Origin of the sequence: Streptomyces colonosanans, assembly GCF_001866645.1 — a bacterium.
Classification (GTDB): domain Bacteria; phylum Actinomycetota; class Actinomycetes; order Streptomycetales; family Streptomycetaceae; genus Streptomyces; species Streptomyces colonosanans.
Window position 1 is genome coordinate 29,324 of sequence record NZ_MLYP01000017.1, and the last position, 14,233, is coordinate 43,556.

The following is a 14,233-nucleotide window of genomic DNA, read 5'->3' on the forward strand; positions in this document are numbered from 1 at the left end:
GCCCCGTCAAAGGGGTGCCGCAGCCAGTGCTTCGGGGGTCCTGGAACCGCCTCTTCACGGGCGTGATCGCTCCTTCGGGGTGTCCGGCGGCGCGTTGGGCACCCTCCCCGCGCAGCCCCAAATGGCGTCCAGTAGGGTTTGGTCCGCATAAACATCCAAACCCCTGCCCGACGCAGGGCGGCAGCCGACCAGCGAGAAGGCCGCAGCCAACCGCGCGGGCGAGACTCTCGGGAAGGCGCTACGTGAGTCCCAACGGCTCCGACCGCTCGCCGCGGCGCCCGATGCGGCGGAAGCTGCTGCAGGCGCTGACTGCGGGCCTGGTCCTGGTGACCGCCACCGGTTGCACATACAAGGACTTCCCCCGCCTTGGTATGCCCACCCCGACCACGGAAGAGGCTCCCCGGATCCTCTCTCTGTGGCAGGGGTCGTGGGCGGCCGCGCTCGTCATCGGCTGCCTGGTCTGGGGCCTGATCCTGTGGAGCGTGTTCTTCCACCGGCGCAGCCGCACCAAGGTCGAAGTTCCTGCGCAGACCCGGTACAACATGCCCATCGAGGCGTTGTACACCGTGGTCCCGCTCATCATTGTCTCGGTGCTCTTCTACTTCACGGCCCGCGACGAGTCGAAGCTCATGGACATCTCCAAGAAGCCTGACGTGACGGTCAACGTCATCGGCTATCAGTGGAGCTGGGGCTTCAACTACATCACCCCGGTCGACGGGGTGACGGGCGATGCCAAGACCAATCCGAATCTCAACGCGATTCCGAACCGGTTCAAGGACGACTTCCCGGCGAACGCCGGTGGTGTCTACGACTACGGCACGCCCGCCACGCGCAATCCCCAGACCGGCAACCCCGGCCCGACCCTGTGGCTGCCCAAGGGCAAGACGGTCCGGTTCGTCCTCACCTCTCGTGACGTCATCCACTCCTTCTGGGTGGTGCCGTTCCTGATGAAGCAGGACGTCATTCCGGGTCACACCAACGCCTTCCAGGTGACCCCCAACCAGGAGGGCACCTTCCTGGGCAAGTGCGCCGAGCTCTGCGGCGTCGACCACGCCCGGATGCTGTTCAACGTGAAGGTCGTCTCGCCCGAGCGCTACGAGCAGCACCTCAAGGACCTTGCGAAGAAGGGGCAGACCGGTTACATCCCCGCTGGCATCGCGCAGACGAGCCACGAGAAGAACCGGGAGACGAACACACTGTGAGCATCCTCAACGAACCCCAGGGTGCCGCCGCAGCTGAGGACTCGTACGAGAACGAGCTGCCGGTACGGCGTCGGCGACCCGGCAACGTCGTCGTCAAGTGGCTGACTACCACGGACCACAAGACGATCGGCACGCTGTACCTGATCACGTCCTTCGCGTTCTTCTGCATCGGCGGCGTCATGGCGCTCCTCATGCGCGCCGAGCTCGCCCGGCCGGGCATGCAGATCATGTCGAAGGAACAGTTCAACCAGGCGTTCACGATGCATGGCACGGTCATGCTGCTGATGTTCGCGACGCCTTTGTTCGCCGGTTTCGCAAACTGGATCATGCCGCTGCAGATCGGCGCGCCCGACGTGGCGTTCCCGCGGCTGAACATGTTCGCCTACTGGCTCTACCTGTTCGGCTCGCTCATCGCGCTCGGTGGCTTCCTCACCCCGAACGGCGCGGCCGACTTCGGCTGGTTCGCCTACAGCCCGCTGTCTGACGCGATCCGCTCGCCGGGCATCGGTTCCGACCTGTGGATCATGGGTCTGGCCTTCTCCGGCTTCGGTACGATCCTCGGCTCGGTCAACTTCATCACCACGATCATCTGCATGCGTGCCCCCGGCATGACCATGTTCCGCATGCCGATCTTCGTGTGGAACGTGCTGCTGACCGGTGTGCTCGTCCTGCTGGCCTTCCCGGTCCTCGCGGCCGCGCTGTTCGCCCTGGAGGCGGACCGCAAGTTCGGTGCGCACGTCTTCGACGCGTCCAACGGTGGCGCCTTGCTATGGCAACACCTCTTCTGGTTCTTCGGCCATCCAGAGGTGTACATCATCGCGTTGCCGTTCTTCGGCATCGTTTCCGAGATCATCCCGGTCTTCAGCCGCAAGCCGATGTTCGGCTACATGGGTCTGGTCGGCGCCACCATCTCCATCGCCGGTCTGTCGATCACGGTGTGGGCGCACCACATGTACGTCACCGGTGGCGTGCTGCTCCCGTTCTTCTCCTTCATGACGTTCCTCATCGCCGTACCCACCGGCGTGAAGTTCTTCAACTGGATCGGAACGATGTGGAAGGGCTCGCTGTCCTTCGAGACGCCGATGCTCTGGGTGATGGGCTTCCTGGTCACCTTCACGTTCGGTGGTCTGACCGGTGTCATCCTGGCCTCGCCGCCGCTTGACTTCCACATCTCCGACTCGTACTTCGTGGTGGCGCACTTCCACTACGTGGTCTTCGGTACGGTCGTCTTCGCGATGTTCGCCGGCTTCCACTTCTGGTGGCCGAAGTTCACCGGCAAGATGCTCGACGAGCGCCTCGGCAAGATCACCTTCTGGACGCTGTTCCTCGGCTTCCACGGCACCTTCCTGGTGCAGCACTGGCTGGGTGCCGAGGGCATGCCGCGTCGTTACGCGGACTACCTCGCGGCCGACGGCTTCACCGCTCTGAACATGGTCTCGACGATCAGTTCGTTCCTGCTCGGCCTGTCGATGCTGCCGTTCTTCTACAACATCTGGAAGACGGCCAAGTACGGCAAGCCGGTCAACGTCGACGACCCGTGGGGCTACGGCCGTTCGCTCGAATGGGCGACGTCCTGCCCGCCGCCGCGGCACAACTTCCTCACGCTGCCGCGGATCCGTTCCGAATCGCCTGCCTTCGACCTGCACCACCCGGAGGTCGCCGCGCTCGAGCAGCTCGAGTACGCCGGTGCCGGTAGCAAGGGCATCGCTGGTGGCAAGGAGGCCGGCAAGTGAAGATCCAGGGCAAGATGTTCATCTGGCTGGCGGTTTTCATCCTCGCCACAGCCGTCGTCTACGGCGTCTGGGCGAAGGAGCCGGCCGGTGCCACCGCGCTCTTCCTGGCCTTCGGCCTGAGCGTCATGATCGGCTACTACCTGACCTTCACGGCCAGGCGGGTCGACACGGGCGCCCAGGACAACAAGGAGGCCGATGTCGCGGACGACAGCGGTGAGGTCGGCTTCTTCAGCCCGCACAGCTGGCAGCCGCTCGCCCTCGGCTTCGGTGGCGCGCTTGCCTTCCTGAGCGTCGCGGTCGGCTGGTGGCTGATGTACTTCTCGGCCCCCATCATCCTGGTGGCTGTGTGGGGCTGGGTCTTCGAGTACTACCGCGGCGAGAACCGCACCCAGTAACACGTGCCGAGCGCACAGGAGCCCGGACACTCCGCAAGGAGCGTCCGGGCTCCTTCTTTTGGCGGGCCTTCGCGTCCCCTGAACGGCCCACTCGGCGTGCCGTGGCCGTTGGGCCTCCCTAGCGTGAGGGCATGAGCCACTCAGTCTTCTTCCGGCGCGCCGGAGCGTCCGGTACGCGCCTGGCGGCGCGGGGTCCGCGGCGCACAGTCGTCAGTTGCACTCTGCTGGTGATCGCCCTGGGCGCGGGCCTCGTCGCCTGCGGGTCCGGAGGCGACCCACTGGAGAAGCCGTACGACGCGGCCGACGACCTCGAATTCAACGTGCCCGTCGGCGACGGCAAGAAGGCCGACCCCGACAAGCCCCTGGAGGTCACCCTGTCGGGCTCGGACGGGCGCATCACGGACGTCACGGCCACCGACGCCCGAGGACGCCACGTGGCCGGTGAACTCACCGCGGACGGCAGCCGTTGGCACAGCACCTCACCGCTGGCCGCAGGCACCCACTACACGGTGGGGGTCACCACGGAGGACGACGACGGCGCCCCCGGCCGCAAGATCTACGACGTCCAGACCAGCACCCCGAAGACCAAGAAGCGGTTGAACGTCGCCTTCGGCCCCAAGGCCGGCACCTACGGCGTCGGTCAGCCGGTCACCGCCGAACTCAGTGAGCCCGTCAAGGACAAGGCGTCCCGGGCGATCGTGGAACGCGCCCTCAAGGTGGACTCGGAGCCCGCGGTCGAGGGTTCCTGGTACTGGGTCGACGACAAGACGCTCCACTACCGCCCCAAGGACTACTGGCCCGCCCACGCCACCGTCAGGGTCCACAGCAACCTCGCGGACGTGAAAATCGCCGAGAACCTCTGGGGCGGCGACACGAAGCCCCTGAAGCTCACCACGGGCGACCGAGTCATCGCCGTCACGAACGCCGCCACGCACCTGCTGACGGTCTACAAGGACGACCAGCCGATCAGGCAGATCCCCGTCACCACCGGCAAGCCGGGCTATGCCACCCGGAATGGGATCAAGGTCATATTGGGCAAGCAGTCCACCGTGCGGATGCGGGGAAGCACCATCGGCATCTCCGAGGGCTCCTCGGACTCCTATGACCTGTTGGTCCACTGGGCGGCCCAGGTCACCTGGAGCGGCGAGTATGTGCACGCCGCGCCCTGGTCCGTCGGCTCCCAGGGGTACGCCAACGTCAGTCACGGCTGCACCGGGATGAGCAACGGCAATGCTCAGTGGTTCTTCGACACGGTGCGGGTGGGCGACATCGTGAAGGTCGTCAACTCCGGGGGCGCGGACATGACCCCGTTCGGCAACGGCTTCGGTGACTGGAACCTCGGCTGGGCGAAGTGGCGCAAGGGCAGCGCTCTGGTCGCCTCACCCGAGGGCCCGACCCCCCAGGACCGCGCACGACTGCGCCCGCAGGCGGCGTGAGGTACCCCTGCTCCCGTTGTGCGGCTCCGCCCGCGGGCGGAGCCGCACAACGGGCCTGGAGCCGCACGAGGACACGTCTCGCGCTCTCAGGCGCTCGCAAGGGCCTTACGCCGCAACAGCGCAGCCAGAGCCGAGGCGAACTCGACCGGCTCGACAGGCAGCGTCACAGCGGCGTCGGCCCGGCTCCACGTCGCGAGCCACGCATCCTGCGGGCGCGCGATCAGCAACAGCACCGGCGGGCAGCCGAAGATCTCGTCCTTGATCTCCCGGCACACACCCATCCCGCCCATCGGAACGGCCTCACCGTCCAGGACGCACACATCGATGCCGCCCTTGTCCAGTTCCCTGAGGACGGCGGCCGGCGTCGCGCACTCCACGAACTCGACCACGGGAACGTCCGGAGCGGGCCTGCGCCCGGTCGCGAGCCGTACCTGTTCGCGGGTGGTGGAATCGTCGCTGTAGACCAGCACCGTGGCGGTCGGCTGCATGCTTGCCTCCGGGACGTCGGCGTTGTACGGGACGGACTGTTGGGGCGGATGCTACTCCCTCGCGTACCCCGTCGACAGCGGTTCGCAGAGGGCGGCGATGCGCCATCCGGGCAGTACACACGGGTCGGACACCCCGAACAGCACCCCCCGGGGTGAGGGCGAGATAAGCGACCGACATAATGTCGGTCGTGGCGACAGCAACGACAGTAGAAACCGGGCACGCGCACCCGTCGGTCAATCGACCGAACCTCACCAGCGTCGGAACCATCATCTGGTTGAGTTCCGAGCTGATGTTCTTCGCGGCCCTCTTCGCGATGTACTTCACCCTGCGATCGGTGACCGGGCCGACTCACTGGAAGGAGATGGCGAGTCATCTCAACTTCCCGTTCTCGGCGACGAACACCACGATCCTGGTGCTTTCCTCTCTCACCTGCCAGCTCGGCGTCTTTGCCGCCGAACGCGGGGACGTGAAGAAGCTCCGGGGCTGGTTCATCGTCACCTTCATCATGGGTGCGATCTTCGTCGGCGGGCAGATCTTCGAGTACACCGAGCTGGTCAAGAAGGACGGCCTCTCGCTCTCCTCTGACCCGTACGGTTCGGTGTTCTACCTGACCACCGGATTCCACGGCCTGCACGTGACGGGTGGTCTCATCGCCTTCCTGCTGGTCCTCGGGCGCACCTACGCGGCGAAGAGGTTCACTCACGAGCAGGCAACCGCCGCCATCGTCGTGTCCTACTACTGGCACTTCGTCGATGTCGTCTGGATCGGCCTCTTCGCCACGATCTACATGATCAAGTAATCGGGCGTCGCTATGGGCGGACGGTCACCCGATCGGGGGGAACCGATCGCCCGCGACGACACGATCAATTTCCAGAAGCATCGACGCAGAAGATCCTGACACCGGGGTAATCCGTGAAAAAGCTCTCCGCACGACGACGCCATCCGCTGGCGGCTGTCGTCGTTCTACTCCTCGCGCTGGCGGCCACCGGGGGGCTGTACGCCGCGTTCGCGCCCGCGAGCAAGGCACAGGCCGATGAGACCGCCCAGTCCCTCGCCATCGAAGAGGGCAAGAAGCTCTACCGGGTGGGCTGCGCCAGCTGCCACGGCACCGGCGGTCAGGGCAGCTCCGATGGCCCGACCCTGGTCGGTGTGGGCGCCGCGAACGTGGACTTCCAGGTGGGCACCGGCCGTATGCCGGCCGCCACCTCCCAGGGCGCCCAGGCGCCGCGGAAGAAGATCATCTACACGCAGGCCGAGATCGACCAGCTTGCGGCGTACGTCGCCTCGCTCGGCGCCGGCCCGGCCGTGCCGACGACGAACGACTACAGCCCCAATGGTGCCGACATCGCCAAGGGTGGCGAGCTCTTCCGCACCAACTGCGCGCAGTGCCACAACTTCACCGGTAAGGGTGGCGCGCTGACGCACGGCAAGTTCGCGCCGAGCCTTGAGGGTGTCGCCCCTAAGCACATCTACGAGGCCATGCAGATCGGCCCGCAGAACATGCCGTCCTTCCCCGACACCACGCTGTCGCAGCAGAACAAGAAGGACATCGTCGCGTACCTCGACGCGGTCAACAGTGACCAGACCAAGAGCCCGGGCGGTCTCCAGCTGGGCGGCCTCGGTCCGGTCTCCGAGGGCCTGTTCGCCTGGATCTTCGGACTCGGCACGATGATCGCGGTCGCCGTCTGGGTCGCCGCTCGGACCGCAAAGGCCAAGAAGTCATGAGTAGCCAAGACATTCCAGAAGAGAACCTGCCCGCTGCGCAGGAGACCACGCTCGACAAGGTGACGGGCGCGGACGAGAAACACCCGTTCGCGGACCCGGGTCTCCCGCCCCACGAGCACCGTATCCAGGACATCGACGAGCGGGCAGCCAAGCGCTCCGAGCGCACGGTCGCCCTGCTGTTCACGGTGTCGATGCTGGCCACCATCGGCTTCATCGCGTCGTTCGTCGCCTTCCCCGCCGACAAGTCGATCTACGTCTTCCCGATCGGCCACATCAGCGCGCTCAACTTCTCGCTGGGCCTGACCCTGGGCGTGGCGCTGTTCGCGATCGGCGCGGGCGCGGTCCACTGGGCCCGCACCCTCATGTCCGATGTGGAGGTCGCCGACGAGCGCCACCCGATCGAGGCCTCCCCCGAGGTCAAGTCGAAGGTCCTCGACGACTTCCGGCAGGGTGCCAAGGAGTCCGCGCTCGGCCGTCGCAAGCTGATCCGCAACACGATGCTCGGCGCGCTGACCCTGGTGCCGCTCTCCGGCGTCGTCCTGCTGCGCGACCTCGGCCCGCTGCCCGAGACGAAGCTGCGCCACACCGCCTGGCGCAGAGGCAAGCTCCTCGTCAACATGAACACGAACCAGCCGATGCGTCCCTCGGACGTCGCGGTCGGCTCGCTCACCTTCGCCAAGCCCGAGGGCCTGGAGGAGCACGACGAGGAATTCCAGAACGAGATCGCCAAGGCGGCCCTGATGCTCGTCCGGCTGCAGCCGGACGACATCAAGGACAAGAAGGAACTCGAGTGGTCCCACGAGGGCATCGTGGCCTACTCGAAGATCTGCACCCACGTCGGTTGCCCGATCTCCCTCTACGAGCAGCAGACGCATCACGTCCTCTGCCCGTGTCACCAGTCCACCTTCGACCTCTCCGACGGTGCCCGGGTCATCTTCGGCCCGGCCGGTCACGCCCTGCCGCAGCTGCGCATCGGCGTCAACGCAGACGGTTACCTCGAAGCGCTCGGCGACTTCGAAGAGCCCGTCGGTCCTGCTTTCTGGGAGCGCGGATGAGCACTACGACGACCAACGACTCCGGCGCGCGCCGAGCGGCGCCGGCCGGAGAGCGCCTGGCGGACTGGGCCGACGGCCGCCTGGGGATCTACTCCCTGGCCAAGTCCAACATGCGCAAGATCTTCCCCGACCACTGGTCGTTCATGTTGGGTGAGGTCTGCCTCTACAGCTTCATCATCATCATCCTCACGGGTGTGTACCTGACGCTGTTCTTCCACCCGTCGATGAACGAGGTGGTGTACAACGGCAGTTACGTCCCGCTGCAGGGACAGCTGATGAGTGAGGCGTTCAACTCGACGCTGCACATCAGCTTCGACGTCCGCGGCGGTCTGCTGATCCGGCAGATCCACCACTGGGCGGCGCTGATCTTCCTCGCCGGCATGTTCGTGCACATGATGCGCGTGTTCTTCACGGGCGCGTTCCGCAAGCCGCGTGAGATCAACTGGCTGTTCGGCTTCCTGCTGTTCGTCCTGGGCATGTTCACCGGCTTCACCGGTTACTCGCTTCCGGACGACCTGCTCTCCGGCACCGGTGTCCGCTTCATGGAGGGCGCGATCCTGTCCGTGCCGATCGTGGGCACGTACATCTCGTTCTTCCTCTTCGGCGGCGAGTTCCCGGGGCACGACTTCGTGGCCCGCTTCTACTCGATCCACATCCTGCTGCTGCCGGGCATCATGCTCGGCCTGATGGTGGGTCACCTGATCCTGGTCTTCTACCACAAGCACACGCAGTTCGCGGGCCCCGGCAAGACGAACAACAACGTCGTCGGTATGCCGCTGCTGCCGGTGTACATGGCCAAGGCCGGAGGCTTCTTCTTCCTGGTCTTCGGTGTCATCGCGGCCGTCGCTGCGATCGCCACGATCAACCCGATCTGGGCCATCGGCCCCTATCGTTCGGACCAGGTGTCCACGGGCGCTCAGCCCGACTGGTACATGGGCTTTGCCGAGGGTCTGATCCGTGCGATGCCGGGCTGGGAGATCAACATCTGGGGCCACACGCTCGTCCTGGGTGTGTTCATCCCGCTGGTGATCTTCCCGCTGGTCCTCGCCGCGATCGCGGTCTACCCGTTCATCGAGTCGTGGGTCACGGGCGACAAGCGCGAGCACCACATCCTGGACCGCCCGCGCAACGCGCCGACGCGCACCGCCTTCGGTGTCGCGTGGATCACCGCGTACATGGTGATGCTGGTCGGTGGTGGCAACGACCTGTGGGCCACGCACTTCCACCTGTCGATCAACGCGGTCACCTGGTTCGTCCGGATCGCGTTCTTCGCCGGACCGGTCGTCGCGTTCGTCGCCACCAAGCGGATCTGCCTCGGCCTTCAGCGCCGCGACCGCGACAAGGTGCTGCACGGCCGCGAGTCGGGCATCATCAAGCGGCTGCCGCACGGTGAGTTCATCGAGGTCCACGAGCCGCTCAGCCAGGAGCAGCTGCACACGCTCACCGCGCACGAGCAGTACGTGCCGGTCGAGATCGGTCCGCTGGTCGACGAGCACGGCGTCGAGCGGAAGCTCAAGGGCTCGGAGAAGCTTCGCGCGAAGCTGAGCAGCGCCTACTACGGGGAGCTGAACCAGATCTCCAAGCCCACGGCTGACGAGTACAAGGAGATCACGAGCGGCCACGGCCACCACTGATCGCTGCGCGCCACGCCACGGCCGAAGGACCCCGTCCATGAACCGGACGGGGTCCTTCGTCGTCCCTGGCGCTGGATAGGCTGGACGTGGCAGAGACCCGCGTCCCGTTCGGGACGCCGACCATGGAGCGGCTTATGAGCGCTGTGACCCCCGCTGGAGGCGACACCGCGGCGGGCCGTTCCTGGCCCGTGTTGCTGAACGGCCTGCTGGAGGGCCGGAACCTCACCGCGGACGACACCGCCTGGGCGATGGACCTGATCATGCGCGGCGAGGCGACCGACGTGCAGATCGCCGGGTTCGCGGTGTCCCTGCGTGCCAAGGGGGAGACCGTCGAGGAGATCTCCGGCTGTGTGCGGGCGCTGTACGAGCACGCGAGCGTGATCGAGGTGCCGGGGCGCACGGTCGACATCGTCGGCACGGGTGGCGACGGCGCGAAGACGGTGAACATCTCCACCATGTCGTCGATCGTCGTCGCCGGCACCGGTGCGAAGGTCGTCAAGCACGGCAGCCGGGCCGCGTCCTCGGCGTCCGGGGCCTCCGACGTCCTGGAGAAGCTCGGCGTCAATCTGGAGCTGACGCCACGGCGGGTCGCGGAGGTCGCGGAGGAGGCCGGGATCACCTTCTGCTTCGCGGCGAAGTTCCACCCGGCGCTGCGGCATGTCGCCGCCGCCCGGGGGCAGTTGGGGATTCGCACCGTGTTCAACTTCCTCGGTCCGCTGGCCAACCCGGCGCAGGTGAAGGCCCAGGCCGTCGGTGTCGCCGATCCGCGCATGGCGCCGATCATGGCGGGTGTCTTCGCCGAACGCGGCAACTCGTCGCTGGTGTTCCGTGGCGACGACGGCCTGGACGAGCTGACGACGACCTCCACGTCCCGGGTGTGGATCGTCCGTGACGGCAAGGTCACCGAGGAGGCCTTCGACCCGCGCGACGTCGGTATCGAGCTGGTGCCGGTGGAGGCGCTGCGGGGCGCCGACGCGTCGTACAACGCGGATGTCGCGCGGCGGCTGCTCGCGGGCGAGACGGGGCCCGTACGGGATGCGGTGCTGTTGAACTCGGCGGCGGCACTGGTGGCGCTGGAGCCCACGGGGGCACCCCTGGCCGAGCAGATCCGCGCCGGGATGCAGAAGGCTGCGGAGTCCATCGACTCGGGGGCGGCCAGGCGGACGCTGGAGCGCTGGGTGGACGTGAGCAACGCGTAGCGCTCCGGGGTGGCGCGGAGCCCGGCACGGCCGGGCTCCGCTGGTCGTTGCGCGCCGCGGCGGTGGGGACCGGGTGCGGTATGTCCCGGCATCCGGACAGAAGTTGCGGCCCGGCGATCACGTCACGTACGGTCCTGATCAGGTCATGAGCGACAGTCATTCGGCCCCGGCCGGCTGTCCGGCAACCCTCCGTCCGTGGCGGGGTGCCCCGGGTGAAGACCAGGCCGCAGGCAGCGAGGTCTGCGGCAAGCGCGGACCCCTCGCGTCACCAGGGGTCCTGGTCGTTCGAGGGAGCCTTCCGTGAGCAAGCGAATGCGCTAGGTCCTGTCGTCACACTCCCGTCGTCCGCCGGGAGGGCGGGCTCGCGGCCGCGTGGGCCGGCACCGCCCGCGCGAGCGAAGCCGACGTCCATGGCGTCGTGGGGCGGGCGGGAGTCCGGCGACAGGACCTGGGGCCCAGAGCCCCGCCTCCGCATCCTTCTTTCACCCATCCTGTGCCGCTGACGCAGGCGCGCCCCGGCGCGTGCCGCCCGGCACGGTGATTCCGCCTGCTTTCACGGGAGTACACCCATGTCCGTTCTCACCGCTGCCGCCGACCGGTCCGTTTGTGCCCCGCTGCCCGTTCTGGGGCGAGATGTCACCGTCCCGCTCGTCACCGGCGACGAGGTCACCTACGCCGCGCTCGACTACGCGGCCAGCGCCCCGGCGCTGCAGCGGGTCTGGGACGACGTGGCGGCGTACGCGCCGTACTACGGCAGCGTCCACCGTGGTGCCGGGTATCTCTCGCGGCTGTCCACCGACCTCTTCGAGAACGCCCGCAAGACGGTCGCCGAGTTCCTCGACTGCCGGGACGGCGACGAGGTGATCTTCACCCGGTCCACCACCGACTCGCTCAATCTCCTCGCCGCCACCCTTCCGGCCGACTGCCGGGTCTTCGTCTTCGAGACCGAGCACCACGCCTCCCTGCTGCCCTGGCGGGAGGCGCGGGTCACCTACCTCGACGCGCCGCGCTCCGCGCGTCAGGCCGTCCAGACCCTGGAGCGCGCCCTCGCCGACCGGGCCCCTTCCCCAAGCTCTCAACTTCGTTCGAGCGAGGGAGGCCCCAATGGCCCGGCCCTCGTCTGCGTCACCGGCGCCTCCAACGTCACCGGCGAGCTGTGGCCCGTACGCGAGCTCGCGGCAGCCGCCCACGCGCACGGCGCCCGGATCGTCCTGGACGCCGCCCAGCTCGCCCCGCACCACCCGGTGTCTGTCCGCGACCTCGACGTCGACTGGGTCGCCTTCTCCGGCCACAAGCTGTACGCCCCCTTCGGCTCCGGCGTCCTGGCCGGCCGCGCCGACTGGCTGCGCGAGGCCGAGCCGTACCTCGCGGGCGGCGGCGCCAGCCGCAGGGTCACCCGGCGTACGGACGGGGGAGTGGACGTCGAGTGGCACGAGACCGCCGCCCGGCACGAGGCCGGCTCGCCCAACGTCATCGGCGCCTACTCCATCGCCGCGGCCTGCCGAGTCCTCACCGAGGCCGGCTTCGCGTCGCTGGTCGCCCGTGAACAGAACCTGATCCGCAAGGTCAGGGACGGGCTCGCCGAGATCCCGGAGGTCACGGTGCTCTCCCTCTTCGGCGACGACGCGCCCCGCGTCGGAGTGATCTCGTTCGTCGTCGAGGGGTGGAACAGCTCCCGCTTCGCCGCCGCGCTCTCCGCCGAGTACGGCATCGGTGTGCGGGACGGCCTGTTCTGCGCCCACCCGCTGGTACGCACCCTGCTCGGCAGCGATCCGCAGACGCAGGGCGAGTGCGGAGCCCCCGAGACCGCGCCCGGTGAGCAGTCCCTCCACGCGATCCGCGTCAGCTTCGGTGCGGGAACCCCCGACGAGCACGTCGAGCGCTTCGTCCGCGCGGTCGGGGAGCTCGTCGGCGACGGCGCGCGGCGGGAGCAGTCAGGGCGCTAGTTGTCCAGGCCGATCGCGAACGCCGCCTCCAGGTCGTGCTGGGAGTACGTGCGGAAGGCGACGTGGGTGTCCGTGGCCCGGACGCCCGGGATCTTGCTGATCCGGCCGGGGATGACGTCCGCCAGGTCGTCGTGGGCCTTCACCCGGACCATGGCGATGAGGTCGTACGTACCGGTGACGGAGAAAACCTCGCTGACGCAGTCCAGCGCGGCGATCGACTCGGCGATCTCGGGAATCCGGTCCACGCTGGTCTTGATGAGCACGATCGCGGTGATCACGGCTGGTGTTCTCCCTCGGGGGCCTTGGCTGGGGTTTTCACCCTACTCGTACGCCCGTAGCGCACCCACGCGTAGACGAAGCCCAGCGAGAACCCGATCAGGTGGGCGAGGTAGGCGACCCCCGGGCTCTGGGTGGCGCGGCCCGCCGCCAGCCACTGCAGGGTCGCCCAGAAGGGCAGCACCACCCAGGCCGGAAAGCGCAGCGGCAGGAAGAGCAGAAACGGGAAGAGACTGGTCACCCGTGCCCTGGGGAACAGGAAGAGGAAGGCGCCGAGCACCGCGGAGATCGCCCCGGACGCTCCGACCAGTGTCTGCGCCGAGTCGGCGTTGGCCGCCGCGTACCCCAGCAGCGCCAGAAAGCCGCAGCCCAGGTAGAACAGGGCGAACTCCAGGCGGCCCATCCGCTCCTCGGTCATCGCCCCGAAGACGTGGAGGAAGAGCATGTTGCCCAGCAGATGCACCCAGCTGCCGTGCACGAACAGCGCCGTCGCGGGGCTGAGGGCGGCCCGTGCCGCCCCGCTGAACAGTTCCTCGGGGACCACGCCCCAGCGGGCGAAATAGGCGCGTTGCGCGGCGAGCAGCGCGTCCCCGGTGCCGTACACCGGATTCAGGCCCGCGGCCGGTCCGATCACGAAGATCAGGCAGCACAGGACGAGCAGTCCGTGTGTCATCGGCGCCGACGGTTCCCGCAGCGCTCTGGCGGCCGCCCTGCTCCAGGTGCTGATCATGGGACAGAGCATGGCGTAACCGGACCTATACGAACAGAGTGCCTCGCCGTTGAAGACGGGCGGGCGTCGACTACCCGCCAGGCCGTAGGGTTACGAGCCACACGCTCCAGGGAAACTGGCGCATCACGGAGACTGGAAGAAGGAAGTGCAGCCACGATGACGGTTCCCCTGCCGACCGAGACGACCCGGTGGCGGTGCACGCTCTGCGGCAACCTCACGCGTTTCGACGTGACCCGCTCGTCGAAGGTCGTCGAGTACGTGCACCTCGATCTGTCCGGTGAGCCCACGGTAGAGGAGCGCGAGGTGGTCAGTGAGACCATCGAGTCGGTGCGTTGCCGCTGGTGCAACGCCGTGGACCAGGTGGAACTCGTGGAGAGGCCGGGCGCCGGCTCCTGACGGAGCGGCCCCGCACA

14 protein-coding genes and 1 riboswitch are annotated in these 14,233 nt (G+C 67.7%); of the genes, 11 read left to right on the plus strand and 3 right to left on the minus strand.

What is annotated here, in order from left to right:
* Positions 1-242 precede the first annotated feature (242 nt).
* The 4 genes from ctaC (at position 243) to BIV24_RS07175 (ending at position 4,766) form a co-directional block, all read left to right on the plus strand.
* A complete protein-coding gene (gene ctaC, locus BIV24_RS07160) occupies positions 243-1,202 on the plus strand; it encodes an aa3-type cytochrome oxidase subunit II (protein WP_071365322.1) in 960 nt (319 codons plus the stop codon).
* Positions 1,199-2,935, plus strand: coding sequence for an aa3-type cytochrome oxidase subunit I (gene ctaD, locus BIV24_RS07165; RefSeq protein ID WP_071365323.1), 1,737 nt, complete (start codon positions 1,199-1,201; stop codon positions 2,933-2,935). The genes ctaC and ctaD overlap by 4 nt, the downstream gene beginning before the upstream one ends.
* Positions 2,932-3,330, plus strand: a complete 399-nt coding sequence (locus BIV24_RS07170; RefSeq protein WP_071365324.1) for a cytochrome c oxidase subunit 4 — start codon at positions 2,932-2,934, stop codon at positions 3,328-3,330. Before ctaD ends, BIV24_RS07170 begins: the two co-directional genes overlap by 4 nt.
* A 131-nt stretch (positions 3,331-3,461) precedes the next feature.
* Entirely contained in the window at positions 3,462-4,766 is a 1,305-nt protein-coding gene (locus BIV24_RS07175; protein WP_079168062.1) for a L,D-transpeptidase, read from the plus strand.
* 86 nt (positions 4,767-4,852) lie between these two features.
* On the opposite strand, the gene BIV24_RS07180 is transcribed toward BIV24_RS07175, so the two are convergent.
* Complete coding sequence (locus BIV24_RS07180; RefSeq protein WP_071365325.1) at positions 4,853-5,254, minus strand: response regulator; 402 nt, start codon at positions 5,252-5,254, stop codon at positions 4,853-4,855.
* A gap of 179 nt (positions 5,255-5,433) precedes the next feature.
* On the opposite strand from BIV24_RS07180, the gene ctaE reads away from it, so the two are divergent.
* The 6 genes from ctaE (at position 5,434) to BIV24_RS07210 (ending at position 12,814) form a co-directional block, all read left to right on the plus strand.
* Positions 5,434-6,054, plus strand: coding sequence for an aa3-type cytochrome oxidase subunit III (ctaE, locus tag BIV24_RS07185; protein ID WP_071365326.1), 621 nt, complete (start codon positions 5,434-5,436; stop codon positions 6,052-6,054).
* Between the two features lie 113 nt (positions 6,055-6,167).
* The gene (qcrC, locus tag BIV24_RS07190; protein WP_071365327.1) at positions 6,168-6,980 is read left to right on the plus strand and encodes a cytochrome bc1 complex diheme cytochrome c subunit; all 813 of its coding nucleotides are present in this window, start codon (positions 6,168-6,170) and stop codon (positions 6,978-6,980) included.
* Positions 6,977-8,035, plus strand: coding sequence for a cytochrome bc1 complex Rieske iron-sulfur subunit (gene qcrA / locus BIV24_RS07195; RefSeq protein ID WP_071365328.1), 1,059 nt, complete (start codon positions 6,977-6,979; stop codon positions 8,033-8,035). Before qcrC ends, qcrA begins: the two co-directional genes overlap by 4 nt.
* Complete coding sequence (gene qcrB, locus BIV24_RS07200) at positions 8,032-9,669, plus strand: cytochrome bc1 complex cytochrome b subunit (RefSeq protein ID WP_071365329.1); 1,638 nt, start codon at positions 8,032-8,034, stop codon at positions 9,667-9,669. Before qcrA ends, qcrB begins: the two co-directional genes overlap by 4 nt.
* 134 nt (positions 9,670-9,803) lie before the next feature.
* Positions 9,804-10,868: an anthranilate phosphoribosyltransferase gene (gene trpD, locus BIV24_RS07205; RefSeq protein ID WP_071365330.1), complete on the plus strand. Its 1,065-nt coding sequence runs from the start codon at positions 9,804-9,806 to the stop codon at positions 10,866-10,868.
* A 141-nt stretch (positions 10,869-11,009) separates the two neighbouring features.
* Positions 11,010-11,126: riboswitch (SAM riboswitch) on the plus strand.
* Between the two features lie 311 nt (positions 11,127-11,437).
* A complete protein-coding gene (locus BIV24_RS07210; RefSeq protein WP_071365331.1) occupies positions 11,438-12,814 on the plus strand; it encodes an aminotransferase class V-fold PLP-dependent enzyme in 1,377 nt (458 codons plus the stop codon).
* Here BIV24_RS07210 and BIV24_RS07215 read toward each other — a convergent pair.
* Together BIV24_RS07215 and BIV24_RS07220 are read right to left on the minus strand one after the other, a co-directional pair.
* Entirely contained in the window at positions 12,811-13,092 is a 282-nt protein-coding gene (locus BIV24_RS07215) for an Lrp/AsnC family transcriptional regulator (protein ID WP_071365332.1), read from the minus strand. The two genes, BIV24_RS07210 and BIV24_RS07215, sit on opposite strands and share 4 nt — an antisense overlap.
* Complete coding sequence (locus tag BIV24_RS07220; RefSeq protein WP_071365403.1) at positions 13,089-13,820, minus strand: rhomboid family intramembrane serine protease; 732 nt, start codon at positions 13,818-13,820, stop codon at positions 13,089-13,091. The genes BIV24_RS07215 and BIV24_RS07220 overlap by 4 nt, the downstream gene beginning before the upstream one ends.
* A gap of 156 nt (positions 13,821-13,976) precedes the next feature.
* Here BIV24_RS07220 and BIV24_RS07225 point away from each other — a divergent pair, with 156 nt between their 5' ends.
* Positions 13,977-14,216, plus strand: coding sequence for a hypothetical protein (locus tag BIV24_RS07225; RefSeq protein WP_071365333.1), 240 nt, complete (start codon positions 13,977-13,979; stop codon positions 14,214-14,216).
* Positions 14,217-14,233 lie beyond the last annotated feature (17 nt).

Bases quoted from the DNA above. Each gene is read 5' to 3' on its own strand.
- qcrA (WP_071365328.1), top strand. From the start codon at position 6,977: ATGAGTAGCCAAGACATTCCAGAAGAGAACCTGCCCGCTGCGCAGGAG.
- BIV24_RS07220 (WP_071365403.1), bottom strand. From the start codon at position 13,820: ATGATCAGCACCTGGAGCAGGGCGGCCGCCAGAGCGCTGCGGGAACCG.
- BIV24_RS07225 (WP_071365333.1), top strand. From the start codon at position 13,977: ATGACGGTTCCCCTGCCGACCGAGACGACCCGGTGGCGGTGCACGCTC.
- BIV24_RS07175 (WP_079168062.1), top strand. From the start codon at position 3,462: ATGAGCCACTCAGTCTTCTTCCGGCGCGCCGGAGCGTCCGGTACGCGC.
- ctaE (WP_071365326.1), top strand. From the start codon at position 5,434: ATGTCGGTCGTGGCGACAGCAACGACAGTAGAAACCGGGCACGCGCAC.
- BIV24_RS07210 (WP_071365331.1), top strand. From the start codon at position 11,438: ATGTCCGTTCTCACCGCTGCCGCCGACCGGTCCGTTTGTGCCCCGCTG.
- BIV24_RS07180 (WP_071365325.1), bottom strand. From the start codon at position 5,254: ATGCAGCCGACCGCCACGGTGCTGGTCTACAGCGACGATTCCACCACC.
- qcrB (WP_071365329.1), top strand. From the start codon at position 8,032: ATGAGCACTACGACGACCAACGACTCCGGCGCGCGCCGAGCGGCGCCG.
- trpD (WP_071365330.1), top strand. From the start codon at position 9,804: ATGAGCGCTGTGACCCCCGCTGGAGGCGACACCGCGGCGGGCCGTTCC.